Here is a 25,391-nt window from a genome sequence, read left to right as displayed (position 1 = left end):
ACAGGTGTGGGAGGACGGAATCCAGGAGGGCAGGGAGGGCCGATGGGACGGGACGTCCCGGCGCTCGTCTTCACCCGCGAGGACCGCCGCCGGTACCGCTTCAAGATGCAGAAGTGCCTCGACGCGTTCGCCCAGATGCTGCGCGAGTCGCGGTTCGACAGCGACCGGCCGCGGGTCGGGCTGGAGATCGAGCTGAACCTCGTGGACGCCGACGCCGAGCCCGCGATGCGCAACAACGACGTGCTGGAGGCCATCGCGGACCCGTCCTGGTCGACCGAGCTGGGCCGGTTCAACCTGGAGATCAACGTGCCCCCGCGCCGGCTGACGGCGGGCGGCCCGGACGCCTGGGAGGGCGAGATCCGGGCGGCGCTCAACCACGCCGAGGACCGGGCCCGTACGGTCGGGGCGCGGCTGGTGACGGTCGGCATCCTGCCCACGCTGCGCCAGGCCGACATCGGGGTGGCCGCGCTGTCGGAGAACCCGCGCTACCGGCTGCTCAACGACCAGGTGTTCGCGGCCCGGGGCGAGGATCTGCGCATCGAGGTGGACGGCGTGGACCGGCTGCGCACCTACGCGGACACGATCACCCCGGAGGCGGCCTGCACCAGCACCCAGTTCCATCTCCAGGTCTCCCCGGAGGACTTCGCGGGCTACTGGAACGCGGCGCAGGCCATCGCGGGGGTGCAGGTGGCGCTGGCGGCGAACTCGCCGTTCCTGTTCGGCAAGGAGCTGTGGCACGAGACCCGAATCCCGTTGTTCGAGCAGGCGACGGACACCCGGCCCGAGGAGATCAAGGTGCAGGGGGTACGGCCCAGGGTCTGGTTCGGGGAGCGGTGGATCACCAGCGTCTTCGACCTGTTCGAGGAGAACCTGCGCTACTTCCCGGCCCTGCTGCCGCTGTGCGACGAGCAGGACCCGGCGGAGACGCTGGACCGCGGCGACATCCCGGAGCTGGCCGAGCTGACCCTGCACAACGGCACGATCTACCGCTGGAACCGCCCGGTGTACGCGGTCGCGGACGGCCGGCCGCACGTCCGGGTGGAGAACCGGGTGCTGCCGGCGGGCCCGACGGTCGCGGACACCCTCGCCAACGGCGCCTTCTACTACGGGCTGACGCGGGCCCTGGTGGAGGAGGACCGGCCGGTGTGGTCGCGGATGTCGTTCTCGGCGGCGGAGGAGAACCTGCACACCGCCGCCCGGCACGGCATCGAGGCGCTGCTGTACTGGCCCGGCATGGGCGAGGTGCCGGTCCCGGAACTGGTCCTGCGGCGGCTGCTGCCGCTGGCGCACCGGGGTCTGGAGCTCTCCGGCATGGACGCGGCCTGGCGGGAGCCGCTGCTCGGCATCATCGAGCAGCGGTGCGTCACGGCCCGCAACGGCGCGGTGTGGCAGAAGGAGATGGTGCACAGACTGGAAGAGACCACACGCACCGGCCGCCACGAGGCGCTGCGCCGGATGACGGAGCTCTACATCGACTACATGCACCTGAACGCCCCGGTGCACACCTGGCCGGTGGACTGAGGGGGGCGGGAGAGGCGGACCGGAGTCGGGCGTCAGTACGACGGCACGCACCAACCTCACGGGGGAATTCCCATGCGTACGCTCCACCGCTCCACCGCGCTCGCCGCCGGCACAGCTGTCCTCGCCGTCGCCCTGACCGCCTGCGGCTCCGGCTCCGGCTCCGGCTCCGGCTCCGGCTCCGGCTCCGGCTCAAAGGACGAGGGTGCCGCCATGACCGCGCTGAAGTCCGGCGGCTCGACCGTCTCGAAGAGTGTCACCGCCAAGCAGGCCGGCACCAAGTCCGGTGGGGCGAAGGACACCGACAGCTACGCCTACACCCACCCCTGCGCGGGCGGCCAGGTGACCGTGCGGGTGACCCGGCGCGCCGCGACCCAGCGGGTGATCGAGGTGCGCAACGCCGGTGCGAGCGCCTGTGGCCTGAGCTACTACCCCGCCGTCGACCTCGGCTCCTCCGCCTCGGCCGACCAGAGCCACAACATCAAGCCGCTGGTCCCCGGCGGCCTCGGCGGCCCGCCCGCCTACGCGCTCCGCGCGGGCCGTACCGCCTACGCCGTGATCGACCTCGACCCGAGCGGCGCCACCACCGGCACCGCGCCCGGCATCGACGAGATGAACGTGCTGGCCGACGGCGACCACATGCCCAACGCCGAGACCCGGAACTTCCCGCTCGGCTCCGGCGCGAAGGTTCTCAAGCCGAAGCTGGGTCTGTACAGCGCGACGGTCGCGCAGGCGGTCGCCTCGATGCAGCAGGCGGACACGCGCTCCTGACGCGCCAGGGCCCCGGCCGGGCCACCGCCCCGGCCGCACCCCGGACCATCCCCGCCTGCGCGGGGCCGCTGAAGTTCGCGCGTCAGCTCAGCTGGTCACAGTGTCCGCACCTCGGCCTCGGGAAGCTTCGCCCACCAGTGGTGGTGACGGCTGTAGACCTTCACGTCGCGGTCGTCGAGGAGCGCGCGCAGGGAATGGGCTTCTGCGGCGAGTCCGTCCCAGGCGGCGGGTGGCAGGGGGTGGAAGGCCGTGGCTGCGATACCTCCGTCCACTGGGCGCCAGACACCGGCGACGTAGCCGTCCACGAGCAGGGTGGGCAGTACGTCTCCGTTCCTGCGGATCACCAGGGGGCGGTAGGCGGGGGGTATCACCCGGCTGCGGTCGGCGTAGGCCAGCAGGATGCTGTCCCACATCGCCATGAGCCGAGGTGGTGCGGGAGTGTCCTCCGGCGGACGGGGGCCGGCCGGAAGGTCGAACAGCGTGCCGCCGTCCGGGCCTTGGAACTGTTCGACAGCGCCGTCCAGAGCACGCAGGGCCTCGCGAACGGGCCCCCGCCGCACCATGGCGAACTGCGCCACGTCCGCCACCGACGCGGGCCCGAAGCCTGCCAGGTAGCGGAGAATCAGGGTTCGCAACGCATGTGAGTCCACCGCTCGCCCCTCGGGGACGGGCCCGGTCCCGGCCGCGACGAAGGACGGCCGGAAACCGAATGACCACGGCCCGCCCGTCGGGGCGTGGTGCAGCGGCGCATACGCCTTCAGTCCCCACCACGCCCCGTCCTTCCTCTCGGCACCGAGCCGCTCCTCGACCCACGCCTGCATCTCGGCCGATGTCCGCGGCCGGCGGGCGAAGGCCAGCAGTTCCGGCACCAGTTCGTCGGCGTCCGCCGGGGTCAGCCCCGCCTCGGCGAAGCGGAAACCGAGCCGGGAGGCGTACAGAGTGGGCTGCATCGCCGTGCGCAGGACCGGATAGTCCTCGGCATGCACGGCGTGCAGGGTGATCCGCATCAGGGTCGCCTTGACCACCGCACGCCCGATGAAGGCGGCGTCGAGTTCGGCCGGAGCGAAATCCGTGACCCGGTTCCAGAGCGCCAGGTAGGGCGAGGCCGGATGCTGCGCCTGCAGCGCGACCACGCGCCGGATCGCGTCGGGGACGGTCAGTCGCTCGCGCTCCAGCAGCAACTGGCGGCTGAGTGAAGCCCGGTTGAGTTCACGCGCGGTGATCATAACGGCGCAGAATACGCCCCGCCCCTGCCGGGACTGACTTCCCAGTCCGCATCTGCGCGAGGAACGAGTCGGACCACCCCCGCGGACGCGGGTCCGCTACCTCTCGGCTCCTTCCTCGGCGGTGGCGTCCTGAGTCTGGGCCGTGGTGAGGCCGGTGGTGTTCGGGCGGCGGACGACGAGTCTGCTGACCTGGTAGGACATTTCTGTCGTCTCGCGGCGGGGCGGTGGGTGGTAGCGCCCGCCGCACACGGAGAGGTTGACGATGAGGTAGGCGTGCCAGTTGCGGCCGGTCCCGCGCTGGTCGGCGAAGACCCGTCTGCCGTTGGCCCACCAGACGACCGAGCGGGAGCCGAACTCGGTGCGCAGGTCGACCCAGGCGCCGGGGCTGATCATGTCGTCGCGGAAGTAGCGGTTGCTGCCGCGTACGTGGTTGGTGAACTCCAGCAGGTCGGGGTTGTCGGGGTGGTACTCGAAGACGTCGACCTCCTGACCGCCGTCCCGCCAGGTCCAGATGGCGGGCCAGGCGCCGATCTCCCGGGGGAGCCGGACGCGCGCCTCCAGGATGTCGCCGGTACGGACCTCGAAGCCGTCCGCGCTGCCCTCGGTGGTGAGCAGGCCGGTGTTCCACCGGCCGTCCGGTCTGCGTCTGGCCCGGAAGACGCCCGAGCGGCTGTAGGCGGGGTCGGTCACCAGATAGTCGAGTTTGTCGTCGCCCGGATTGACCGGGCCGCCGTTGGGATAGGCCCAGGAGCGGCCCGCCACCCACTGCCGTTCGGACGTGAAGTCGGCGGTGAACACCACGTCGGAAGCGGCGGCGGACCGCGGACCGGGGAGGGGGCTGCCCGGATTCGGTTCGTGCATGCCCGTTTCTTCTCCGTCCAGCGACGCGCCATGCCCCCAGACCCGGACATCCGCACAGAAAGAACCCGAACGAGTGAATACGGGCCGCAGCTTCGGCCGGTATCCGGCGCGGACGGGTGTGCGCGGCGGCGGTCCGGCGGCGGGCCGGGCAGGGCTTTCGTAGGCTTTTCATAGGCTTTACGCAGGCGGGAGACATCAGTGATCGAACTGGCCGCGGCCTTCGCCGTCGCGGGTGCCGCGAGCAACGCCATGGGTACGGCGTTCCAGCGCAAGGCGGCCTCCACCAGCGAACACGGCGGCTTGAAGCTGCTGGCGGAGCTGGTGCGCCGCCCGGCGTGGGTGCTGGGCATGGCCGGGGTGATCGGCGCCGCGGTGTTCCAGAGCCTGGCGCTGGTCAACGGCCCGCTGGCGCTGGTGCAGCCGCTGTTCATCCTGGAGCTGCCGTTCGCGCTGCTGATCGTGGGCCCGCTGCTGCACCGGCACCTCCCCCGCTACGGCTGGTGGGGGGTCGGCGCGGTGGTGGCGGGCCTGGCCGTACTGCTCGCGGCGGCCGCACCGCACGGGGCGGGCGACCAGGCGCCGCTGACCCGCTGGGTCCCGGCGCTGGTGCTGTGCGTGGGCGCGGTCGTGGTGGTCACGCTGCTGTCCCGGCACGAGCGTCCGGCCGCCGGCCGCGCCGCCCTGCTGGCCTCGGGCTCCGCGATCGCCAACGCGCTGACGGCCGCTCTGCTGAAGTCGGCCACGGGCGCCTTCGCGGACGACGGGTTCCTCGCGTTCATCACCGCCTGGCAGACGTACGGGTTCGCGCTGGCCGGTACGGCCGCGGTGCTGCTGCTGGAGAACGCCCTCCAGGCGGGTCCGCTGGCCGCCGCCCAGCCGGCGCTGACCATCGGGGACGCGGTGGTCAGCCTCGCCCTGGGGATCTTCCTCTTCCATGAGCGCATCCGCACCGGCTGGTGGCTGGTGCCGGAGGCGCTCGGGGCACTGTTCATCGTCGGCGGGGTGCTGGTGCTTAGCCGGGCCGTGCAGAACCTCATCGAGCGCCCGCCGCCCGGCTCGGACGACTGAGCCCGTACGCGGACGGGCCGCCGTCCACCGGGTGGACGACGGCCCGCACGTTTCAGGGGGACCCTCAGCGGTCCTGGTTCACCTTGGCCAGCGCCTTGGCGAGCCCGTTGGCCCACAGCTGGTTGACGCGGGAGCGCTCGGTCGCGTTCGGGTAGCGGTTGGTGCAGGAGGTGCCGGGGCCGCCGCCGGACATCAGCTCGCTGCACGGGCCGCTGTAGTGGTCGGGCAGGCCCAGCACGTGGCCGGTCTCGTGCGCGGTGACCCGGACCGAGTCGTACTGCTGGTTCTGCGCGTAGTCGAGGAAGACGTAGCCCCGGCCGTGGCCGTCGGTGGAGGCGTACGAGCCGCGCGAGTCGTTGCCCTCGCGGTAGGAGAAGTTGCCGGTGCCGGTGGTCGAGGCGAGCTTGACGTTGGAGACCGAGCTGTTCCAGATGGACGTGGAGCTCGATATCTGCGAGCGGAAGCTCGGCGCCTGGCTGGCGTTGTAGTAGACGGTGACGGCCTTGAGGCTCGGGTTCTCGGCCCGCTGCTCGGCGACCGACTTCAGCACCGCGTCGAAGAACGCCTTGCTGTCGGCGGCCTCCCTGGCCGAGCCGGTGTACCCGGCGTGCGGGGCGGCGACGGGCTCGGGCTGGGCGGAGGCGGGGGCGGCGGCGCCGAACGCGGCGGCGGCCACGCCGAGACCGAGGGCGAGGAGGGATCTGACGGTCTTGGAGGACGTACGGGACGACGTCATGTGGGGTCCTCGTTTCGTACGTGGGGAGGGCCGTCCGTATGGGGGTGAACGGCCGGTTGCCCTTGAGTCTCGGGCAGGTCAAGGACGTCCGGATGATGGCAAGTTGGGATAGCGGCGAGCTATCGGCTCCGCCGCGTGCCGGCCCGGGAACGCGACGGACCGCGGAGCGTCGCGTGGGGGCGACGGTCCGCGGTCGGGGGCTAGTACGGGGCGTGCTCGGGGGTCAGCGGGCCTGGTTGACCTTGGCCAGCGCCTTGGCGAAGCCGTTGGCCCAGAGCTGGTCGACCTGGGCGCGCTCGTTGGCGTCCGGGCTGGAGTTGGTGCAGGACGGGCCGGGGCCGCCGCCGGACATCAGCTCGCTGCACGGACCCTCGTAGTGGTCCGGCAGACCGAGCACGTGGCCGGTCTCGTGGGTGACGACGCGGACCGAGTCGTACTCCTGGTTCTGGGCGTAGTCGAGGAAGACGTAGCCGCTGCCGTGGCCGTCGGTGGAGGCGTACGAGCCGCGCGAGTCGTTGCCCTCGCGGTAGGAGAAGTCGCCGGTGCCGGAGGTGGCGGACAGCTTCACGTTGGAGACCGAGCTGTTCCAGATCGAGGCGGCGCTCGATATCTGGGAGCTGAAGGTCGGCGCGGCCGACGGGTTGTAGGTGATGGTGACCGACTTCAGGCCCGGGTTGTCGGCGCGCTTCTCGGCGACCGACTTCATGACCGCGTCGAAGAACGCCTGGTTGTTCGACGCCTCCTGGGCCGAGCCGGCGTATCCGGCGTGCGCGGCGAGCAGGGCGGGCTGGGCGGACGCCGGGGCGGCGGCGCCGAACGTGGCGGCGGCCACGCCGAGGCCGAGGGCGACGATCATTCTGGTGGTCTTCGCGGGCATACGGGAGGACGACATGTGGGGTGCTCCTCTTTTCGATGCGTGTGGGGGTGGCCTGCCGTTCGAGTGGGGGTGAACGACCGGCTGCATCCGAGTCTTGGATAGATCAACAGGCTTCGGCTAATGGCAAGTTGCGATAGCACCGGGCTATCCCCGGCAACTCGTGGCGGTGCGGGGTGATTTATGCGTCTGGCGTGAGCATGCAAACCCGCCCTAGGCTCCCGTCATGGAGCTAGAGGTGAGGCACTTCCGGGTTCTGTGCGCCATCGCCGATGCGGGCAGCCTGCATCAGGCGGCGCGCGAACTCGGCCTGGCCCAGCCCTCGTTGAGCACCCAGCTGCGCCGGATCGAGAAGGCGCTGGGCGGCCCGCTGTTCACCCGCGGCCACACCGGCTGCCGCGTCACCCCGCTGGGCCGGCTGGTGCTCAGCCGAGCCCGCCCGCTGGTCGGGGAACTCGACGCCCTGGTCACCGAGGCCCGCGCGGCCGCCGCCCGCGCCTCGGCCGGCCCCCGGCTGCGGATCGGCGCCACCGCCAGCCGGGCCCTGCCGGGCTGGCTGCGGCGGCTGCGCTCCCGTGTCCCGGCGGCCGAGCCCTCGCTCCAGATGGACGCATCCGCCAACGCGCTGCTGCGCCAGGTCGCCGACGGCGCGCTGGAGCTGGCCTTCGTGCACGAGGTGGAGGGCAGTCCGCTGCGGGTACCGCCGGGGCTGCGGCTACGGGTGCTGGTGGAGCGCGAACCGCAGTTCGTCTCGCTGGCGGCCGACCATCCGGCGGCGGCCCGCAGCGAGGTGCGGCTCACCGAGCTGGCCGAGGACCGGTGGATGGTCGACTCCACGGTGGACGGCGAGTGGGACGCGATCTGCCGGGTGCTGCGCGAGGCCGGGATCGAGCCGGACCTGCTGCACGGCGACTACCTCACCGCCTACTCGCTGGCCGCCACCGGCGAGGTGGTCACCGTCAGCCAGCCCACCGCGCACCCCCGCTCCGACCTGGCCATCCGCCCGCTGCACGGCGACCCGATCGGGGTGCGGCTGCTGCTCGCGGCCCGTACCGAGACCGACCTCGACCGGGGTTTCGAGGAACTGGCCGACGCCTACTGGGAGGTGGCCCACCAGGCCCCCGCCTACCGGGACTGGCTGGAGCGCGGCCCGGAGCCGTGCGACCCCGCCCTGTGCGGCACCGTCACCCGGACCGTGCCGGGCCCGGAGCCGAGACCCGCTCAGATGCCGGACCCGAACGTCCGCGTGGTGTAGGCACACTCGGTGTACACATAGCCCGGCCTGATCTTCGCGGTGTCGGAGGCGGGCGCGCCGGCTCCGGTGCCCTGCGGCTGGTGCACGAAGTACGTGGTGCCGGTGGGCAGTTGGATTGTTCGCTGCGGATAGTTCCGTCCGCTGTCGGAACACGGCTTGAACCCCGGTCTGAGGGTCTCGGTCAGGGAGTACGCCGTGCAGCCGCCGCACGCCTTCAGGGTGAAGCTGCCGGTGACCGGGCCGGTGTAGAGGACGGTGATGTCGTGAGGGCTGTCGTTCTTCACCGTGACGGAGATGCTCCCGCCGGAGGCGGTGGTGGGCAGCTTCTTCCCGGCGGCCGGGAGGGTCTGGGCGACCTCGGCGGCTATGGCGATCTTCCGGGCCCGGTCCCGCTTGCCGCCGTTCTTGGTGTCGGAGACGTAGCTCTGCATGCTCTTCCGGGCGGCCGCGAAGTCGCCGTCCTTGTACTGGTCCACCCCGCACTCGTAGACGCCCGCGTCCCCGCCCTTCCCGGCACGGGCGGCGGCCGCCGTGAGGTCGGTGGCGGCGTTCCCGGCCGAGGCGGCGAGGTCGGTGAGCCGGGTCTCCAGGGTGTGCAGCCGGTCCACGGCGGTGCAGGGTGCCTTCCCGCCGACCCCCTGCTGCGCGCTCCGGACGGTCGCGTCGACGGCCGGCACCACCTTGGCGGCGGCCGGTGAGCCGGGGAAGTCCGCGAGCAGTTCGCGGAACCGGTCGGTCCACGCCTCCCCGCCGTCGCCGAGGTCGGCCTTGCCGCACTCGTAGAGCGAGGTGGCCAGCCGGTCGTCGGGCCAGTGGGTGAGCGTGCCGAGTCGGTCGGCGGGCATGGTGCGCGGCACCGTACGGAGGAAGCGGAGGGGTTCGACGGCCCCGCAGTACTCGCCACGGCCGTACGCGGCGCCGACGCTCGCGTAGTAGGCGCGCATCCGGGCGGGGACGCGGTCGGCGGCGCGGGAGCCGGGGTGGTCCACCGCGAGGTCGCGGTAGGCGGCGAGGGCCGAGCGGTAGTCGGCGCGGGAGGCGGCGAAGGTGTGTTGTCCGGCCACCGCCACCAGATCGTCGGCCTTCTCCAGCCGGCCGAGCAGCGCCCGCTGTTCGGCCTCCGCGCGCGCACCGTCGTACCAGAGCGCGCCTCCGGCCGGTACGGCGAGCAGCACCAGGCCCAGCAGCAGGGCGAGGGGGGCTTGGAGGGACAGCGGGGTGCGCAGTCCCAGGCGGGCGCCGTGGGCGGCGGCGAGCAGCAGGACGACGAGGTAGCCGACCAGTACACCGGTGGGCAGGCCGTCGGCGTCGGCGGGCAGGGCGACGACGAGCAGGACGACGGTGGCCGCCAGACACAGGGCCAGCGGGCCCCGTCTTCGGAGCAGGGCGTAGCCGAGGCCGAGGCCGCTCAGGTTGAGCACGGCCACGGCGGCCGCGCGCAACGCGTTCGGCGGCGCGGGCGGTGGCCCGGACGGCATCGGCGGAACGGTGAACCCCTGATGCGGGCCGTACGGCGCTTCCGGCATGTCGGCTCCCCCTGTCAACCGCCCCGCGCTCCAGTCGAGTCTACGGCGGGTGTCCAGTGCACGACAGAGGGTGTGCGTGCCGGACGATGCGCGGGCGCGTGAGCGCGGTTCACGTGAGACTGGATGCCGGACGACCGATCGGCGGGCCGGGAGGCGATGGGCGGGTGAACGCCGTCAACCCCACGGACAGCGCGTCCCTGCTGGCCGCCTTCGGCGCCCTGGGTGTGCTGGCGGTGACGTTCGCCGAGTCCGGGCTGCTGGTCGTCGGCTTCTTCCTGCCGGGCGACACACTGCTGTTCCCGGCCGGGGTGCTCTGCGCGGTCCAGCACGGCGGGCAGCCGCCCCGGCTGGTGCTGTGGCAGGTGATGCTGTGCGCGGCCGTGGGCTCGGTGGCGGGGGCCCAGGTGGGTTTCCTCATCGGGCGGCACGGCGGCCGGGCGCTGCTGACCCGCACCTCCAGCCGCCGGGTCAAGGAGGGCGTGGCGCGGGCGGAACGCCTGCTCGCCCGGTACGGCTACCGCAAGGCGCTGGTGATCGGCCGGTTCGTGCCGATGCTGCGCTCCGTGCTGCATCCGGCGGCCGGGGCGCTCGGGGTGCCGGTGCGCGTCTTCACCATCTGGCAGACGGTCGGCGGGGTCCTGTGGTCCCAGAGCCTGGTCCTGGCCGGGTGGGCACTGGGCGCTTCGGTCGACCACGTCGACGACTATCTCCTCCCGCTGATCGCGCTGGTCGTCGCGGTCTCCCTGCTGCCGCTCCTGGTGGAGGTGGTCCGCTCCCGGCGCCGTCGGAGCGAGCAGGACCCGGGCGGCACCGGCGACACCGGCGACTGAGCGGCCCTCGCGCGTCACCCGCCCGGCTCAACCGGGGTCCGCCTAAGGGGCGAGGCCGGGTGTGCGGTGTGACGGTGGTGGACGACGGTGGGAGACATGGCCCCATGCACCGGCGGCGAGGAGGCGGCATGGCTGACACGGGAGGCGAGGTCGGCACCGCGTGTGCCGCCGCGCCCGGCCGGGACATCCCCGAGGGGCTGTCCGCCGATCCGTTCGCCCGGGTGGGCGCGGTCGCGGACGCCGTGCTGTACGAGGGCTATCTGCTCTACCCCTACCGGCGTTCCTCGGCGAAGAACCGGGTCCGCTGGCAGTTCGGGGTGCTGCTCCCCCGTACCTGGGTGGAGGCGGACGGCCCGGTCGCCGAGGGCATCTCCGGTTCGGCGGACTCCTGGTACCAGCGCACCGAGTGCCTTCTGCGGGCGGCTCCGGACACGGTGCTGCGGCTGCGCGTGCGCTACCTCCAGCTCCAGCGCAAGCAGATCGAGGCGCTGGACGAGGGCCGGTACCGGCCCGTGGAGTCGCTGCGCGGGGACGACGGCACCGTCCAGCTGAGCTTCGACGAGGCGGTCCCGTACGAGGTGGACCTGGCGTGGCCGCTCGCGGAGCTGCTGCGCGGTCCGTGCACCGCCGAGGTCTCCGCGCCGCCGGCCGTCGACACCGAGGAGCTGGGTGCCGGGCGGGTGGTGCGCCGCCGCGAGCACGTACGGGCGCACACCACGGTCGCGGCCGAACAGCTCGCGGACGGTCTGTTCCGGCTGTGCGTACGCACCGAGAACGCGGGCGAGGCGCCGGATGCCCGTGCCCCGCGCGCCGAGGCGCTGCGGCAGGCGCTGCTCGCGGCGCACACCCTGCTGGGTGGCGAGGGGCTGGAGTTCGTGTCGCAGACCGACCCGCCGGCCGCGCTGCGGGACCGGGCGCGCGGCTGCCGCAGCGCCTTCACCTTCCCCGTGCTGGGCGGACCGGCCGGCCGGAGCGCGGACGGCGCCACCGGGCCCGTACTGCTCTCCGCGCCGATCATCCTGCCGGATCATCCGCAGGTGGCGCCGGAGAGTCCGGGCGATCTGCACGACGCGGCGGAGATCGACGAGATCCTGACGCTGCGCACGATGCTGCTGACCGACGAGGAGAAGGCGGAGGCGCGGGCCACCGACCCGCGCGCCGCCCGCATCCTCGACCGGGTCGACACGATGCCGCCCGAGGTATTCGCCAACCTGCACGGCGCGATCCGCTCGCTGGCCCCGGCCCAGGAGGCGCGGGAAGCGCCCGAGGCGCGGCCCGCGTGGTGGCAGGAGGGCGGCGACGCCGGGCTGTCCCCGACGACGGACACCGTGACCGTGGACGGCGTCCCGCTCGGCACCGGCAGCCGGGTGCGGCTCAACCCCAGGCTGCGCGGGGCGGACGCCCAGGACATGTTCCTGGTCGGACGCACCGCCGAGGTGGCCGCGGTCTTCCACGACGTGGACGGCAGCATGCACCTGGCGGTGACCGTCGACGACGATCCGGCGGCCGAACTGCACGGCTGGTACGGCCGTTTCCACTACTTCCGGCCCGACGAACTCAAGCCCCTCGGGGACGGCGCCGAGCCCCGACCCTGAAGCCCCCGCCGGACCCGAGCCCGGACGCCCCTGACGGCGACACCCACTCCCCAGCGGCCGACCGACCGCAGCGAAGGCAGGCGACATGACCACCGAGAGCCACACCACCGCGGCGCGTGAACGCATCGGACGATCCGAGGAACACGAGGGGATGGACGAGATCACCATCCTCTGGATCTCGGAGGGGATGAGCTGCGACGGCGACACCGTCTCCCTGACGGCGGCCATGCAGCCCTCCATCGAGGACGTGGTGCTCGGCCTGATCCCCGGCCTGCCCAAGGTCAACCTGGTCAACAAGGTGCTCTCGCCGAGCCTGGGCGGCGAGGACTTCCTCGCCCCCTACCGGGCGGCGGCGCGCGGCGAGCTGGACACCCCGTTCATCCTCGTCATCGAGGGCTCGGTGCCCAACCAGGACATCATCGAGGGCGACGGCTTCTGGACCTCGTTCGGCAACGACCCGGCGACCGGGCAGCCGCAGACCATCAACTGGTGGATCGACCAGCTCGCCCCGAAGGCGTGGGCGGTGGTCGCGGCCGGCACCTGCGCGACCTACGGCGGCATCCACGGCATGGCCGGCAACCCGACCGGTTCCATGGGCCTCGGGGACTACCTGGGCTGGGACTACAAGTCGACGGCCGGACTGCCCATCGTCAACGTCCCGGGCTGTCCGATCCAGCCGGAGAACTTCATGGAGACCCTGGTCTGGGTGCTCCAGCACGCCGCCGGTGACGCGCCGCCGCCCCCGCTGGACCACATGCTGCGGCCGCAGTGGCTGTTCGGCAAGACCGTCCACGAGGGCTGCGACCGGGGTTCGTACTACGAGCAGGGCGACTTCGGCCTCGACTACAACTCCCCCAAGTGCCTGGTGAAGACCGGCTGCTGGGGTCCGGTGGTCAACTGCAACGTGCCCAAGCGCGGGTGGATGGCCGGCATCGGCGGCTGCCCGAACGTCGGCGGCATCTGCATCGGCTGCACCATGCCCGGCTTCCCGGACGCGTTCATGCCGTTCATGGACGAGCCCCCCGGCGGCGCCCTGTCCTCCCTGGTCATCAAGCCGTACGGGGCGGTCGTGCGCCGGCTGCGCGGCGTGACCAACGAGATGGTCAACCACGAGCCCAAGTGGCGGCACAGGAAGAGCAAGCTCACCAGCGGTTACGACCCGTACTGGCGCCCCTGACACCGGTACGGCCACCGCAGCACACCCCCACCCCCACCCGCACCACCCCGACAGCGAGGGGCAGTACCGCAGATGACGACCACCGAATCCCGGCCCACGGGGCGCAAACCCGCACAGCTCGTGGACATGTCCTGGGACCCGATCACCAGGATCATCGGCAACCTGGGCATCTACACGAAGATCGACTTCGCCAACCGCGAGGTCGCGGAGTGCCACAGCACCTCGTCGCTGTTCCGCGGCTACTCGGTGTTCATGAAGGGCAAGGACCCGCGCGACGCCGGGTTCATCACCTCGCGCATCTGCGGTATCTGCGGGGACAACCACACCACCTGCTCCAACTACGCCCAGCAGATGGCGTACGGGATCAAGCCGCCGCCGATGGCCGAGCACATCACCAACCTCGGCGAGGCGGCCGAGTACATGTTCGACCACACGATCTTCCAGGACAACCTGGTGTTCGTGGACTTCTGCGAGGCCATGGTCAAGGCGACCAACCCGACGCTGCTGGCCCGCGCCGAGCGCACCGACGCCCCGCGTGGGGAGATCCACGGCTTCAGGACCATCGCCGACATCATGAAGGCGTTCAACCCCTTCGAGGGCGAGGTCTACAAGGAGGCCCTCCGGGTCAGCCGGGTCACGCGGGAGATGTTCTGCCTGATGGAGGGGCGGCATGTGCACCCCTCCACGCTGTATCCGGGCGGGGTCGGCACCATGCCGCAGCCGAGCGTCTTCACCGACTACCTCAGCCGGCTGATGCACATCATCGACTTCATCAAGAAGGCGGTGGCGATGAACGACGACGTCTTCGACTTCTTCTACGAGGCCCTGCCGGGCTACGAGGAGGTCGGGCGCCGCCGCATCCTGCTGGGCTGCTGGGGCGCCTGGCAGGACCCCGCCGTCGTGGACTACCGCTACGCCTCGATGAACGAGTGGGGCAAGGCGATGTACGTGACGCCGGGCGTCATCGTCGACGGCAAGCTGGTCACCAACAACCTGATCGACATCAACCTCAACATGCGCATCATGCTGGGGAGTTCGTACTACGACGACTGGGTCAACGAGCAGCCGTTCGTCACCCACGACCCGCTCGGCAACCCGGTCGACATGCGGCACCCGTGGAACCAGACCACGGTCCCGGTGCCGCAGAAGCGCGAGTTCGACGGCAACTACAGCTGGGTGATGAGCCCGCGCTGGTACCACCAGGAGACGGACAAGCACCTCGCCCTGGACACCGGCGGCGGCCCGCTCGCCCGCCTGTGGTCCACCGCGCTGAACGGCCTGGTCGACACCCGGTACGTCAAGGCCGTCGACGGCAAGGTGCGCATCCAGCTGCCCAAGGGCGAGTCGCTCCCGGAGACCACCCTGGAGTGGTCCATCCCGAAGTGGAGCAACACCCTCGAACGCGACCGGGCCCGGCCGTACTTCGTGGCGTACGCGGCCGCGATGGCGCTGCAGTTCCTGGAGGAGTCCATGGAGCTGGTGCGGGCGGGCGAGACCAAGGTGTTCCAGGACTTCGAGGTCCCGGACGAGGCGATCGGCTGCGGCTTCCACGAGGCCGTGCGCGGGGTCCTCTCGCACCATCTGGTGATCAAGGACAAGAAGATCGCCAACTACCACCCGTACCCGCCGACCCCGTGGAACGCGAGCCCCCGCGACATCTACGGCACCCCCGGCCCGTACGAGGACGCCGTCCAGGGCCAGCCCATCTTCGAGGAGAACGGGCCGGACGACTTCAAGGGCGTCGACATCATGCGTACCGTGCGCAGCTTCGACCCCTGTCTGCCCTGCGGTGTCCACATGTACATGGGCAAGGGCAAGACGCTGGACGTCGTGCACTCCCCCACCTACGGCGCCAGCCATGGCTGACGGCGCCCGGCTCGCCGACCCGGCGGTGGAGGCCCGGCTCGCCCGGCTGGACGAACTGCTGGAGCGGCTGGAGTCCGGCAGCGGCCAACTGTCCGCCGAGGCCCTGGAGTCGGTGGGCCTGCTCACCGAGGTGTACGGGGAGGCGCTGGCCCGGATGCTCGACGGCGCGGACGCCGCCCTGCTGGACCGGGCGGCCGGCGACGAGCTGCTGGCGCATCTGCTGGTGCTGCACTCCCTGCACCCCGAGCCGCCGGAGCGGCGGGCCGAGCGCGCGGTGGAGCGGCTGCGCCCGGCGGTGCGTGAGCGCGGCGGGGACCTACAGTGGCTGGGCGTCGAGGACGGGGTGGCCCGGGTGCGGGTCGACTCCGGCGGCGGTGGCTGCGGGTCGGGGTGCGGCGGGGGTGGCGGGGACGTCACCGAGGTGGTGCGGGCGACCGTACTGGCCGCGGCCCCGGAGCTGGGCGCGGTGGAGGCGGTCACGGCCGAGCGGGCCAGGCCGCCCGCGTTCGTGCCGCTCGCCACGCTGACCACGCGCCGGGCGGAGCGTCCGCAGGAGACGCGGTGAGCGGGGCGCTGGCCCGGCTGATCCGTTCCGGTCCGGCCGGGGCCGGGCGGCCCGAGACGTGCGAGCTGTGTGCCGCGCCGGTGGCCGAGGAGCACGCGCATCTGTTCGAGACGGCGGCCGACGAGATCCGCTGTGTCTGCGGTCCCTGCTCGGTGCTCTTCGCCGGACAGGGCGCGGGCGGCGGCCGGTACCGGCTGGTGCCCCGGCGCCGGGTGCGGCTGGCGCCGGTCGACACGGCGGCGCTGGGCGTGCCGGTGGGGCTGGTGTTCTTCGTGCCGCGCGCCGACGGCACGGTGACCGCGCAGGGGCCGAGCCCGGCCGGGGCCATGCGGTGGGAGGTGGACTCCGGTGCCTGGCAGGGTCTGGCCGCCGCGTGTCCGCCGCTCGCCTCCGTGGTACCCGACGTGGAGGCGCTGCTGGTCAACACGGTGCGCGGCCAGGAGGAGCACTGGATCGTGCCCGTCGACGACTGCTTCCGGATGGTCGCCCTGGTCCGCGCGGAGTGGCAGGGGCTGTCCGGCGGCGGCCGGGTGTGGCCGGCCGCCGCACGGTTCTTCGCGGAGCTCACCGAGCGTTCGTGAAGCCCAGAGGGTTGTGAAGCCCGGAGAGGAGACGATCATGGGCAGGATCAGAGTGGGCCGTCCCCAGGTGAAGCCGGACACGCCGACGCACGTGCCGGGTCTGCACGAGGGCAACAAGGGCCCCTACCAGGAGCAGGCGGGCCATCACGAGGACGGCACCGCCGACGCGCGCCGCTCCACGGGTGTCCGTACAAAGCGGCACAACGCCATCCTCGACGTCATGCCGAACATTCCACCGGGATGAGAGGGCAGGAAGTGAGCGCCATGAAGATCCAGAAAGCCGCGCGGGCCGTCGAGGAGACGGAGCGGACCCTGTGGACGGGGCGGCGGGTGCTCGTCGCCCAGGCCGCCGTGCTCGTCGGTCTGACGCTGCTGCTGCTCGTGAAGGAGGTCCCCGGCATGGTCCGGGAGATCAAGATCTACCGGATGACCGGCGGCCGCCGCGCGCTCCGCCGGTACCCGTGAGGCACCGGTGCACGAGCTGTCGATCGCGACCGCGATCGTGGAGCAGGCCGGGGAGATCGCCCGCGCGGACGGCGCCGGGGACGTCACCTCGGTGACCGTACGGGTGGGCGAGCTGGCGGGTGTGGTGCCGGACGCGCTGCACTTCGCCTTCGAGGTGGCCCGTGACGGCACCTCGCTCGCCTCGGCCGAGCTGGTGGTGGAGCAGGTGACGGCGGTGGCCTGGTGCGGCGGGTGCGCGGCGGAGTTCGCGGTGGGCATGCCGCCGTTCTTCTGGTGCCCCGCCTGCGACCAGCCGTCCCAGGACCTGCGCGGCGGACGGGAGTTGGAGATCACCGCCGTGGAGGCGGTGCACTGATCCCCGCACGCGCGAACCGGCCCCGTCCCTGGTGTGGACGGGGCCGGTTCGTGTGCTCAGCAGATGCGGGGCAGCTGCTCACCGAGCGGCAGGTCCAGTACGCGGGTGCCGCCGAGCCCGGTGGCGACGGTGACCATGCCGGGGTGCTCGGCCACGCACTCCCCGATCAGCGCGGCCCCGGCGCCCTGGGGGTGGGCGCGCATCGCGGCGAGCACGGCGTCGGCGTGCCCGCGGGGTACGAAGGCGACGAGCCGGCCCTCGTTGGCCACGTACAGCGGGTCCAGCCCGAGGAAACCGCAGGCGTTCGCGACCTCGTCCGGCACCGGCACCGCCCGCTCGGTGATCCGGACGCCGGTGCCGGAGGCGCGGGCGATCTCGTTGAGGGAGGCACCGAGGCCGCCCCGGGTGGGGTCGCGCAGGACGTGCACGTCCTTGGTGACGGCGAGCATGGCCGCGACCAGACCGGCGAGCGGCGCGGTGTCGGAGGCGATCTCGATGCCGAACTCCAGCCCCTCCCGCACGCTCATCACCGCGACCCCGTGCAGCCCGATCGGCCCGCTGACGAGGACGGCGTCGCCGGGCCGGGCGCGCTGGGGGCGGATGTCGACACCGTCGGGGACGAGGCCGACGCCGGCGGTGGTGACGTAGACGCCGTCGCCGTGGCCGGACTCGACCACCTTGGTGTCGCCGGTGGCGACGGTGACGTCCGCGGCGCGGGCGGCGGCGCCGAGCGCGCGGGCGACGCGGTCGACGACGGCGATCTCGACGCCCTCCTCCAGCACGAACGCCGTGGACAGGTAGGCGGGCCTCGCTCCGCTCATCGCCAGGTCGTTCACCGTGCCGTTGACCGCGAGGTCGCCGAGGCAGCCGCCGGGGAAGAACAGCGGGCGGACCACGTAGGAGTCGGTGGAGAACGCCAGCCGGGCGCCGCCCAGTTGGAGCACGGCGGAGTCGGCGAGTCCGGCGAGGGTGGGGTTGCCGTAGGCGGGGGCGAAGACCTGGTCGATCAGCTCGGCGGACAGGGCGCCGCCTCCGCCGTGGCCCATGACGACCACGCCCTGGTCGCGGAGGGGGGCGGGGCAGGTCCAGTTGGCGGGGTCGGTCGCGAGGGCCTCGGTGAGGTCAGCCAACGGGGTTCATCTCCTTACGCGGGATGCGCGATCCGAGCGGCGCGATGCCGTCTTCCATCCGGCGGTACAGGTAGTAGGCGGCGCAGGCGCCCTCGCTGGAGACCATGGTGGCGCCGAGCGGGGTGCGCGGGGTGCAGGCGGTGCCGAACGCCTCGCACTCGGTGGGCTTGATGAGGCCCTGGAGCACCTCTCCGGCCCGGCAGACGGCGGGTTCCTCGGTGCGGATGCCGGTGACGTCGAAGCGGTGCTCGGCGTCGTAGGCGCGGTACGCCTCGGCGAGGCGCCAGCCGCTGGCCGGGATGGGGCCGATGCCGCGCCAGTTGCGGTCGACCACCTCGAAGACGTCCTCGAGCATGCGCAGGGCGGCCGGGTTGCCGTCCTCGCGGACGGCACGGGGGTAGGCGTTCTCCACCCGGTGCTCGCCGCGCTCCAGCTGGTGCACGGCGCGGCGGATGCCCTCCAGGATGTCCAGCGGCTCGAACCCGGTGACCACCATCGGCACCCGGAACCGCTCGGCCAGCTCGGGGTACTCGGCGGTGCCCATCACGCTGCACACGTGCCCGGCGGCGAGGAAGCCCCGCACCCGGCACTCGGGGGCGGTCATGATCGCCTCGATCGCCGGAGGGACCCGGACGTGCGAGACCAGCAGGCTGAAGTTGTCCAGGCCGAGCCTGCGGGCCTGGTGGACGGCCATGGCGTTGGCGGGTGCGGTGGTCTCGAAGCCGATGGCGAAGAACACCACCTGCTTCTCCGGGTGTCTGTGCGCCAGTTCCAGCGCGTCGAGCGGGGAGTACACCACGCGTACGTCGCCGCCCTCGCCCTTGACCCGGAACAGGTCGCGGTCGGTGCCGGGCACCCGGAGCATGTCGCCGAAGGAGCAGAAGATCACGTCGGGACGGGCGGCCACGGCGAGCGCCTTGTCGATGACGTCGAGCGGGGTGACGCACACCGGACAGCCGGGCCCGTGGATCAACTCGACCTCGTCGGGCAGGAGTTGGTCGATTCCGTGCCGGATGATGGAGTGGGTCTGCCCGCCGCACACCTCCATCAGGGCCCAGGGCCGGGTGACGGTGGCCCGGATCTCGTCCAGCAGACGGCGCGCCAGCGCGGGGTCGTTGAACTCGTCGATGTACTTCACCGGTTCTCACTCCCGCTTCCCTGCCGCTCGGCCTGCTCCCAGGCGTCCCCGAACTCCTCCTCCAGCAGCCCGAGTTGTTCGAACAACTCCAGCGAGGCGCGGGCCGACTCCTCGTCCAGCTTCTGCAGGGCGAAGCCGACGTGCACGATGACGTACTCCCCCACCCGCACATCGGGCAGATACTCCAGGCACGCCTGCTTCTGGACGCCGCCGAAGTCGACGAGCCCGGTGAGCGGGTCGGTGCCTTCGTCGATGGCGACGACCTTGCCGGGCACAGCTAGACACATGGGTCACTCCGTCTCGTCTGGGGTGTACTGATGGACGGGTCGGCGGATCAGCGGCACATGGGCCGCGACCATGAGCTGGCCGAGCGCGAGGCCGCCGTCGTTGGGCGGTACCCGGCCGTGCCGCAGGACGGTGAAGCCGTCGGCGGTGAGCCGGGCGGTGCTGTCCTCCTCCAGCAGGGTGTTGGCGAAGACCCCGCCGGTCAGGGCCACGGTGGCCAGGCCGGTGGCCTCACGGGCCCGTCGGCACAGTCCGGCCACGGCTCCGGCGACACCCCGGTGGAAGCGGGCGGCGAGCACGGGCGCGGGCACGCCCCGGCGCAGGTCGGCGAGGAGGGCGCGCAGCACCGGGGCGGGGTCGGCCTGCGCTGCGGGGCCGAGGCCGAAGGCGTACTCCCCGCTGTCCGCGTCCCGCGCTTCCAGGGCCAGGGACTCCAGGGCGAGCGCGGCCTCGGCCTCGTGGCCCGCGCGGTGGCAGGCGCCGGTGAGGGAGGCCACGGCGTCGAAGAGACGGCCCATGCTGCTGGTCGGCACGCAGGCGATGCCGTGGGTCAACTGGCCGCGCAACACGGCGCGTTCGGTGTCGGTGGTGGCGGCCACGCTGGGCAGTCCGGGGGCCCAGTCGATACCGGCCGCCCATAGCCGGGCCAGCGCCTGACGGCAGGGGTTGGCCACGCCCGCGTCCCCGCCGGGCAGCGGGGCGGGGACGAGGTGGGCGAAGCGGCGGTACGCGGTGTAGTCGGCGAGCAGGATCTCGCCGCCCCAGACGGTGCCGTCGTCGCCGTATCCGGTGCCGTCGAAGGCGACGCCGATGACGGGGGTGCTGCCGTCGAGGCCGTGTTCGGCCATGGCGGCGGCGATGTGGGCGTGGTGGTGCTGGACCAGCGCCGGGACGGGCAGCCCGGTCTCGGCGGCGCGGCGGCGGGCGTGGGCCGTGGACTGGTAGCCGGGGTGCCGGTCGGCGACGATCAGGCGCGGGGTGACGCCGGTCAGGGCGGTGAGGTGGGCCTCGGCGCGGCGGGCGGCGTCCAGGGTGGCGAGGTCGCCCATGTCCCCGATGTGCGGGCCGAACCACGCCTGGTCGTCCTCGCCGAGGCAGAGCGCGTTCTTCAGGTCCCCGCCGACCGCGAGCGCGGGCCGCACCGGCACCGGGAGGGTCAGCGGCCGGGGGGCGTATCCCCGTGAGCGGCGCAGGAGTTGAGGGGTGCCGTCGGCGCGGACCCGGAGCAGGGAGTCGTCGCAGGGGGCGGCGATGGCGCGGTCGTGGGTGAGCCAGGCGTCGGCCAGTCCAGCGAGCCGGATCAGTGCCTGGGCGTCGTCGGTGACGATGGGCTCGCCGGAGCGGTTGCCGCTGGTCATCACGAGGACGCGGGGTCCGGGCGGGTCGCCGGGCAGGCCGAACAGCAGGGTGTGCACGGGGGTGTAGGGCAGCAGGACCCCGAGGTGCGGGCTGCCGGGCGCGATCCCGTCGGCGAGGCGGAGGCCGTCGCCGGGGGTGCGGGCGCGCAGCAGGACGATGGGGCGTTCCGGGCCGGTGAGGGCGGCGCGTTCGGCGTCCGTCGGATGGGCGACCTTCTCGACGGTGGCGAGGTCGGCGCACATCACCGCGAACGCCTTGCGGCCGCGTTCCTTGCGGGCGCGCAGGGTGGCGACGGCACGCGGGTCGGTGGCGTCGCAGGCCAGGTGGTAGCCGCCGAGTCCCTTGACGGCGACGATCCGGCCGTCGGCGAGCAGGGCCCGTGCCCGGGCGAGGGCGTCGGCGTCGCGGGCCGGGCGGGCTCCGGTGCCCTCGGCGGGGATGAGGCTCAGGCCGGGGCCGCAGTCGGGGCAGGCGACGGGCTGGGCGTGGAAGCGCCGGTCGAGCGGTTCGCCGTACTCGCGGGCGCAGGCGGGGCACATCGGGAAGCGGGCCATGGTGGTGGCCGCGCGGTCGTAGGGCATCGCGGTGGCGATGGTGAAGCGGGGGCCGCAGTGGGTGCAGGTGACGAAGGGGTGCCGGTGGCGGCGGTCGGCGGGGTCCGCGAGTTCGCGCAGGCAGTCGGCGCAGGTGGCGGTGTCGGGCGGCAACTGGGTACGGCCGGTGGTGTGCCGGGTGGCCTGGATGGTGAACGTCGCGCCGGTGCCGGTGGCGGGGAGGTCCTCGTGGCCGATGCCGGTGACCGAGGCGAGCGGGGGCGGGCGTTCGGCGAGCGCCTCGCAGAACCGCTCCACGTCGGGCAGCGGGCCCTCGACCTCGATGAGGACACCGTCGGCGGTGTTGCCGACGAACCCGGCGAGGGCGTACTCGGCGGCGAGCCGGTGCACATGGGGCCGGAAGCCGACCCCCTGCACCGTGCCCCGCACGGTGAGCCGGCGGCGCACCCGGCCCGTCGCGGGGGCCGTCATGCGAGGGGGGCTGCGGCCGGGTCGTGGGAGTGGCTGTGACCACCACCGCCGTGACCACCGTGGCCGTGGTCGTGGCCGTGCGGTCCGGGGGCCAGCGGCGGGCGGTGGGCGGGCGGTGCGTGGCGGACGGCGAGGGCACGCTCCAGCAGGGCGTCGACGCCGTCGCCGCTGCGCGCGCAGGTCCGTACCGTCTCCACGCCGGGGTTGACCCGCTGGACGTTGGCGCGGAAGGCGGCCTCGTCGAAGCCGGCGGGGGCGGCGAGGTCGGTCTTGGTGATGGCGACCAGATGGGCGGAGCCGAAGGCGGTGGGGTACTTCAGCGGCTTGTCCTCGCCCTCGGTGACGGCCATCAGGGCGATCCGCAGGGTCTCGCCGAGGTCGTAGGAGGCCGGGCAGACGAGGTTGCCGACGTTCTCCACGAACAGCACCTCGGTGTCGGCCGGGAGCCAGCCGTCGACGCGGTCGCGGACCTGGCCGGCCTCCAGGTGGCACAGGCCGTCGGTGAGGAGCTGCTGGACGGGGGCGCCGGAGCGGGCGAGGCGCTGGGCGTCGTTCTCGGTGGCGAGGTCGGCGGTGAGCGCGGCCACCGGGACTCCGCGCTGGACGGCGCGGGCCAGGACGCGGCCGAGGAGTTCGGTCTTGCCGCTGCCGGGGCTCGACAGCAGGTTGACCACGGTGACGCCCCGTTCGGCGAGGTCCTCACGCAGTAGGGCGGCGAGATCGTCGTTCTTGGCCAGGACGGCCTGCCTGACGTCGGACCGGCACATGGGCACAGCTCCTCGGGAGGATCGGGGGCCTGGGCCGTGCCGGGCACGGCCCAGGGGTCTCACCGATCTTCGGGCCCGCCCGCCCCGGGGCCGGGCAGCGCAGCCGCGTGCGGGGGGCCGGATTCCATCGGGCGGCCCAACGGGGGCGGGGGCGCGGCCGGGTCGGCCAGCAGGACGGGGATCAGGGTGTGCAGCGCGTCGACGGCCCGTGCGACGGCCTCGCGCACCGGTTCGCTGAGGCCGGGGGCGATGTCCTCGTCCGGGCGGGGCAGCACGGCGGGCTCGCAGGCGAGGACGAGGACGCGGGGCAGGGGTTCGTCGCCGAGGTGGGTGGCGAGGGCGAGCACCTTCTCCGGGTCCATGCCGTGCGCCTCGGGTACGACCGTGCCGTCCGGCGGTTCGGCCTCGACCAGGGAGAGGGTTCCGGGGCGCTGTCCCCGGGGCGCGGCGTCGACGAGTACGGCGGTTGCGCAGCCGCCGAGCAGGGCGTAGGCGAGGTCCATGCCCCGGATGCCGAAGTCCCGTACGTGGGCGCCGGGTGGCAGGGGGCGCTGTTCGAGGGCGCGGACGACCTCGGGTCCGAAGGCGTCGTCGCCGAGGAAGATGTTGCCGACGCCGGCCACCAGCAGGGGTTCGGGGGCGCTCACCGGCCCTCGCCGAGGCGCAGGGGGCGGGTGCCGGCGGCGGGGGTCTTGCGGACGAAGGCCGAGCGCAGGGCGTGGTAGGGGGCGGCGGGGTCGGCGAAGATGGCGTGCATCCGGGCGAGTTCGTCGCGCCGGTGGTCGGCGAGGGGGCGTAGGGCCTCGTCGGCGCGGCGGGCCTCGGTCTTCGCGGCGATCCGGCCGGCCAGGCCGGGGGCGGCGGCGACCTCGGCCGCCAGGTTCTCGACGGTGCCCGCGAACTCCCCGGGTGTGACGGGGAGGAGACGGTCCACCAGGCCGAGCCGGACGCCCTGGGCGGCGCTGACCGGCAGGGCCTCGGCGGTGAGGCGGCGCGCGGTCTCGGGGCCGGTGCGGCGGGGCAGGGAGTAGGTCCAGAACTCGGAGCCGTACAGGCCCATGCGTCGGTAGTGCGGGTTGAGGACGGCGCCGGTGCGGCACCACACCTCGTCGGCGGCGAGGGCGAGCATGGTGCCTCCGGCGGCCGCGTTGCCCGCGAGTGCGGCGATCACCAGCCGGTCGGTGGTGCGCAGGACGGCCTCCACCACGTCGTCCATGGCGTTGAGGTTGCGCCAGGACTCCTCGCTGGGGTCGGGGGCGCCCTCGATGACGTTGAGGTGGATGCCGTTGGAGAAGAAGTCGCGGGCGCCGCCGAGGACGAGCACGGAGGTGGGGCGGGCGAGGGCGTACTGGTAGGCGGCCAGGAGCCTGCGGCACTGGTCGGTGCTCATCGCGCCGCCGGGGAAGGAGAAGCCGACGAAGCCGGTGGCGCCCCGCTCGCGGTAGCGGACGTCGGCGAAGGTACGCCGGCCGGCGGGGAGGTCGAGCGGGGCCGGGATCTCGGGCAGCGCGGGGGTGTGCGGGGCGGTCCAGGAGGCGAGGACGGTGGCGGCGGGGCGGCGGAAGGGCGCCGGGTCGCCGGAGTTCTTGCGGGGGCGCAGTTCGGGAATCCATACGGCGCCGTCGCGGGTGGCGCGGCAGACGGCCCCGGCGCGGGTGGCGAGGAGGTCGCCGGGGCGGCCCCGGAGCTGGTCCTCCGGGTGGCCGCCGTGCAGGAAGACCTCGCGGCCGTGGAGTTCGTCGAGCACGCCCGGCTGGGAGTCGGCGCCGCGCAGCTTGCGCAGGACGGTACGGGTGTCGTCGCGCTCCCAGTCGATACGGCGCCGGTCCTGCCGGTAGTAGTCGCGCCAGACGGCCTCGGGCCAGTCGCCGGTCTGCGGGCGGGGCTTGTGGTCGCCGTCGGCGTACCGGCGCACGGCCCGGTGCAGGGCGGTCATGGCGGCGTCGGCGGCCTCGTTGCGGTACAGGTCGCTCTTGCCGGTCTCCGGTACGGCGAAGGGCTCGTCGGCCCAGACGGCGCCCGCGTCCATGCCGGCCTCGGCCTGGAGGACGGTGACGCCCCACCGGCCGGCCTCCCCGTCCACGGCCCAGTCCAGCGAGGAGGGGCCCCGGTCCCCCGGCGGGCCGGGGTGCACGATCAGGCAGGTGTGCTCCCGCCACACGTCCTCGGGGAGCGCGGTCTTCAGCATGGGCGCGACGATCAGCTCGGGGCGTCTCTCGCGTACGGCGGCACGGACGGGGTCGGGGCCGTGCGTGGCGAGGACGACGTCCACCCGGTGGCCGGCGTCCGAGAGTTCGGCGTAGGCGCGCTGGGTGAGGCTGTTGAACGCGCTGGCGACCAGCAAAATGTCCATGAGACCGTATATTCGTCCATGTTCCGGACGGCATGTAGGACCATCGGAACGTTTCCTCACCCTCT

General features: G+C 73.1%; 25 protein-coding genes. 13 read left to right on the top strand and 12 right to left on the bottom strand.

All coding sequences use genetic code 11. The features are described 5' to 3' along the window. Positions 1-42 precede the first annotated feature (42 nt). Positions 43-1,521, top strand: coding sequence for a glutamate-cysteine ligase family protein (locus D0Z67_RS28755; RefSeq protein ID WP_031179539.1), 1,479 nt, complete (start codon positions 43-45; stop codon positions 1,519-1,521). A gap of 72 nt (positions 1,522-1,593) precedes the next feature. Continuing rightward, positions 1,594-2,289 (top strand): DUF4232 domain-containing protein, encoded by a 696-nt coding sequence (locus D0Z67_RS28750; RefSeq protein WP_031179538.1) that lies wholly within the window; start codon positions 1,594-1,596, stop codon positions 2,287-2,289. 95 nt (positions 2,290-2,384) lie between these two features. Here D0Z67_RS28750 and D0Z67_RS28745 read toward each other — a convergent pair whose 3' ends face one another. Both D0Z67_RS28745 and D0Z67_RS28740 read right to left on the bottom strand, forming a co-directional pair. Beyond that, on the bottom strand, positions 2,385-3,515 hold the full coding sequence (locus D0Z67_RS28745) for a winged helix DNA-binding domain-containing protein (protein ID WP_031179537.1): 1,131 nt from the start codon (positions 3,513-3,515) through the stop codon (positions 2,385-2,387). Positions 3,516-3,611: 96 nt separating this feature from the next. Further along, the gene (locus tag D0Z67_RS28740; protein WP_107059505.1) at positions 3,612-4,376 is read right to left on the bottom strand and encodes a LamG domain-containing protein; all 765 of its coding nucleotides are present in this window, start codon (positions 4,374-4,376) and stop codon (positions 3,612-3,614) included. 198 nt (positions 4,377-4,574) lie between these two features. On the opposite strand from D0Z67_RS28740, the gene D0Z67_RS28735 reads away from it, so the two are divergent. After that, the gene (locus D0Z67_RS28735; RefSeq protein ID WP_031179535.1) at positions 4,575-5,444 is read left to right on the top strand and encodes a DMT family transporter; all 870 of its coding nucleotides are present in this window, start codon (positions 4,575-4,577) and stop codon (positions 5,442-5,444) included. A gap of 64 nt (positions 5,445-5,508) precedes the next feature. Here the strand turns inward: D0Z67_RS28735 and snpA (D0Z67_RS28730) are convergent, their stop codons facing one another. Then, on the bottom strand, positions 5,509-6,180 hold the full coding sequence (gene snpA, locus D0Z67_RS28730; protein ID WP_031179534.1) for a snapalysin: 672 nt from the start codon (positions 6,178-6,180) through the stop codon (positions 5,509-5,511). Between the two features lie 223 nt (positions 6,181-6,403). Next, positions 6,404-7,072, bottom strand: a complete 669-nt coding sequence (snpA, locus tag D0Z67_RS28725; protein WP_037774336.1) for a snapalysin — start codon at positions 7,070-7,072, stop codon at positions 6,404-6,406. Positions 7,073-7,280: 208 nt separating this feature from the next. Between snpA (D0Z67_RS28725) and D0Z67_RS28720 the strand changes: the two genes are divergently transcribed. Then, entirely contained in the window at positions 7,281-8,309 is a 1,029-nt protein-coding gene (locus D0Z67_RS28720) for a LysR family transcriptional regulator (protein ID WP_051887473.1), read from the top strand. Here D0Z67_RS28720 and D0Z67_RS28715 read toward each other — a convergent pair. Beyond that, positions 8,276-9,835: a tetratricopeptide repeat protein gene (locus tag D0Z67_RS28715; RefSeq protein ID WP_031179531.1), complete on the bottom strand. Its 1,560-nt coding sequence runs from the start codon at positions 9,833-9,835 to the stop codon at positions 8,276-8,278. The two genes, D0Z67_RS28720 and D0Z67_RS28715, sit on opposite strands and share 34 nt — an antisense overlap. A gap of 164 nt (positions 9,836-9,999) precedes the next feature. Between D0Z67_RS28715 and D0Z67_RS28710 the strand changes: the two genes are divergently transcribed. The 9 genes from D0Z67_RS28710 to hypA all read left to right on the top strand — a co-directional run bounded on the left by D0Z67_RS28710 (position 10,000) and on the right by hypA (position 17,269). Then, on the top strand, positions 10,000-10,665 hold the full coding sequence (locus D0Z67_RS28710) for a DedA family protein (protein WP_031179530.1): 666 nt from the start codon (positions 10,000-10,002) through the stop codon (positions 10,663-10,665). A gap of 128 nt (positions 10,666-10,793) precedes the next feature. Next, on the top strand, positions 10,794-12,260 hold the full coding sequence (locus D0Z67_RS28705) for a hypothetical protein (protein ID WP_031179529.1): 1,467 nt from the start codon (positions 10,794-10,796) through the stop codon (positions 12,258-12,260). A gap of 85 nt (positions 12,261-12,345) precedes the next feature. Further along, complete coding sequence (locus tag D0Z67_RS28700; RefSeq protein WP_031179528.1) at positions 12,346-13,437, top strand: NADH-quinone oxidoreductase subunit B family protein; 1,092 nt, start codon at positions 12,346-12,348, stop codon at positions 13,435-13,437. Positions 13,438-13,509: 72 nt separating this feature from the next. After that, positions 13,510-15,303, top strand: coding sequence for a nickel-dependent hydrogenase large subunit (locus tag D0Z67_RS28695; RefSeq protein WP_031179527.1), 1,794 nt, complete (start codon positions 13,510-13,512; stop codon positions 15,301-15,303). After that, positions 15,296-15,868 carry a NifU family protein gene (locus D0Z67_RS28690; RefSeq protein ID WP_031179526.1) on the top strand — a complete coding sequence of 191 codons (573 nt, stop codon included), beginning with the start codon at positions 15,296-15,298 and terminating at the stop codon, positions 15,866-15,868. Before D0Z67_RS28695 ends, D0Z67_RS28690 begins: the two co-directional genes overlap by 8 nt. Beyond that, positions 15,865-16,449 (top strand): DUF5947 family protein, encoded by a 585-nt coding sequence (locus D0Z67_RS28685; RefSeq protein ID WP_031179525.1) that lies wholly within the window; start codon positions 15,865-15,867, stop codon positions 16,447-16,449. Before D0Z67_RS28690 ends, D0Z67_RS28685 begins: the two co-directional genes overlap by 4 nt. Before the next feature lie 37 nt (positions 16,450-16,486). Further along, complete coding sequence (locus D0Z67_RS28680) at positions 16,487-16,693, top strand: hypothetical protein (RefSeq protein WP_031179524.1); 207 nt, start codon at positions 16,487-16,489, stop codon at positions 16,691-16,693. A gap of 20 nt (positions 16,694-16,713) precedes the next feature. After that, positions 16,714-16,914: a hypothetical protein gene (locus tag D0Z67_RS28675; protein WP_031179523.1), complete on the top strand. Its 201-nt coding sequence runs from the start codon at positions 16,714-16,716 to the stop codon at positions 16,912-16,914. A 7-nt stretch (positions 16,915-16,921) separates the two neighbouring features. After that, positions 16,922-17,269, top strand: coding sequence for a hydrogenase maturation nickel metallochaperone HypA (hypA, locus tag D0Z67_RS28670; RefSeq protein ID WP_031179522.1), 348 nt, complete (start codon positions 16,922-16,924; stop codon positions 17,267-17,269). Positions 17,270-17,325: 56 nt separating this feature from the next. Here hypA and hypE read toward each other — a convergent pair whose 3' ends face one another. The 7 genes from hypE to D0Z67_RS28635 form a co-directional block, all read right to left on the bottom strand. Continuing rightward, positions 17,326-18,315, bottom strand: coding sequence for a hydrogenase expression/formation protein HypE (gene hypE, locus D0Z67_RS28665; protein WP_234312625.1), 990 nt, complete (start codon positions 18,313-18,315; stop codon positions 17,326-17,328). 76 nt (positions 18,316-18,391) lie between these two features. Beyond that, positions 18,392-19,537: a hydrogenase formation protein HypD gene (hypD, locus tag D0Z67_RS28660; RefSeq protein WP_031179520.1), complete on the bottom strand. Its 1,146-nt coding sequence runs from the start codon at positions 19,535-19,537 to the stop codon at positions 18,392-18,394. After that, complete coding sequence (locus tag D0Z67_RS28655) at positions 19,534-19,824, bottom strand: HypC/HybG/HupF family hydrogenase formation chaperone (RefSeq protein WP_031179519.1); 291 nt, start codon at positions 19,822-19,824, stop codon at positions 19,534-19,536. Before D0Z67_RS28655 ends, hypD begins: the two co-directional genes overlap by 4 nt. Positions 19,825-19,827: 3 nt before the next feature. Beyond that, positions 19,828-22,206 carry a carbamoyltransferase HypF gene (gene hypF / locus D0Z67_RS28650; protein WP_051887472.1) on the bottom strand — a complete coding sequence of 793 codons (2,379 nt, stop codon included), beginning with the start codon at positions 22,204-22,206 and terminating at the stop codon, positions 19,828-19,830. After that, on the bottom strand, positions 22,203-22,973 hold the full coding sequence (hypB, locus tag D0Z67_RS28645; protein WP_037774333.1) for a hydrogenase nickel incorporation protein HypB: 771 nt from the start codon (positions 22,971-22,973) through the stop codon (positions 22,203-22,205). The genes hypF and hypB overlap by 4 nt, the downstream gene beginning before the upstream one ends. Before the next feature lie 59 nt (positions 22,974-23,032). After that, positions 23,033-23,620: a hydrogenase maturation protease gene (locus D0Z67_RS28640; RefSeq protein WP_031179516.1), complete on the bottom strand. Its 588-nt coding sequence runs from the start codon at positions 23,618-23,620 to the stop codon at positions 23,033-23,035. Beyond that, the gene (locus D0Z67_RS28635; protein WP_031179515.1) at positions 23,617-25,326 is read right to left on the bottom strand and encodes a hydrogenase maturation protein; all 1,710 of its coding nucleotides are present in this window, start codon (positions 25,324-25,326) and stop codon (positions 23,617-23,619) included. The genes D0Z67_RS28640 and D0Z67_RS28635 overlap by 4 nt, the downstream gene beginning before the upstream one ends. Positions 25,327-25,391 lie beyond the last annotated feature (65 nt).

This window comes from Streptomyces seoulensis, assembly GCF_004328625.1.
Classification (GTDB): Bacteria; Actinomycetota; Actinomycetes; order Streptomycetales; family Streptomycetaceae; genus Streptomyces; species Streptomyces seoulensis.
This window is presented reverse-complemented; position numbering and strand designations above follow the sequence as displayed.

Coding starts and splice junctions, on each gene's coding strand:
- D0Z67_RS28750 (WP_031179538.1), top strand. CDS start 1,594: ATGCGTACGCTCCACCGCTCCACCGCGCTCGCCGCCGGCACAGCTGTC.
- D0Z67_RS28690 (WP_031179526.1), top strand. CDS start 15,296: ATGGCTGACGGCGCCCGGCTCGCCGACCCGGCGGTGGAGGCCCGGCTC.
- D0Z67_RS28695 (WP_031179527.1), top strand. CDS start 13,510: ATGACGACCACCGAATCCCGGCCCACGGGGCGCAAACCCGCACAGCTC.
- D0Z67_RS28635 (WP_031179515.1), bottom strand. CDS start 25,326: ATGGACATTTTGCTGGTCGCCAGCGCGTTCAACAGCCTCACCCAGCGC.
- snpA (WP_037774336.1), bottom strand. CDS start 7,072: ATGTCGTCCTCCCGTATGCCCGCGAAGACCACCAGAATGATCGTCGCC.
- hypE (WP_234312625.1), bottom strand. CDS start 18,315: ATGGGCCACGGCGGAGGCGGCGCCCTGTCCGCCGAGCTGATCGACCAG.
- D0Z67_RS28680 (WP_031179524.1), top strand. CDS start 16,487: ATGGGCAGGATCAGAGTGGGCCGTCCCCAGGTGAAGCCGGACACGCCG.
- D0Z67_RS28755 (WP_031179539.1), top strand. CDS start 43: ATGGGACGGGACGTCCCGGCGCTCGTCTTCACCCGCGAGGACCGCCGC.
- hypF (WP_051887472.1), bottom strand. CDS start 22,206: ATGACGGCCCCCGCGACGGGCCGGGTGCGCCGCCGGCTCACCGTGCGG.
- D0Z67_RS28655 (WP_031179519.1), bottom strand. CDS start 19,824: ATGTGTCTAGCTGTGCCCGGCAAGGTCGTCGCCATCGACGAAGGCACC.
- D0Z67_RS28740 (WP_107059505.1), bottom strand. CDS start 4,376: ATGCACGAACCGAATCCGGGCAGCCCCCTCCCCGGTCCGCGGTCCGCC.
- D0Z67_RS28715 (WP_031179531.1), bottom strand. CDS start 9,835: ATGCCGGAAGCGCCGTACGGCCCGCATCAGGGGTTCACCGTTCCGCCG.
- D0Z67_RS28705 (WP_031179529.1), top strand. CDS start 10,794: ATGGCTGACACGGGAGGCGAGGTCGGCACCGCGTGTGCCGCCGCGCCC.
- hypB (WP_037774333.1), bottom strand. CDS start 22,973: ATGTGCCGGTCCGACGTCAGGCAGGCCGTCCTGGCCAAGAACGACGAT.
- D0Z67_RS28745 (WP_031179537.1), bottom strand. CDS start 3,515: ATGATCACCGCGCGTGAACTCAACCGGGCTTCACTCAGCCGCCAGTTG.
- D0Z67_RS28700 (WP_031179528.1), top strand. CDS start 12,346: ATGACCACCGAGAGCCACACCACCGCGGCGCGTGAACGCATCGGACGA.
- D0Z67_RS28720 (WP_051887473.1), top strand. CDS start 7,281: ATGGAGCTAGAGGTGAGGCACTTCCGGGTTCTGTGCGCCATCGCCGAT.
- D0Z67_RS28675 (WP_031179523.1), top strand. CDS start 16,714: ATGAAGATCCAGAAAGCCGCGCGGGCCGTCGAGGAGACGGAGCGGACC.
- snpA (WP_031179534.1), bottom strand. CDS start 6,180: ATGACGTCGTCCCGTACGTCCTCCAAGACCGTCAGATCCCTCCTCGCC.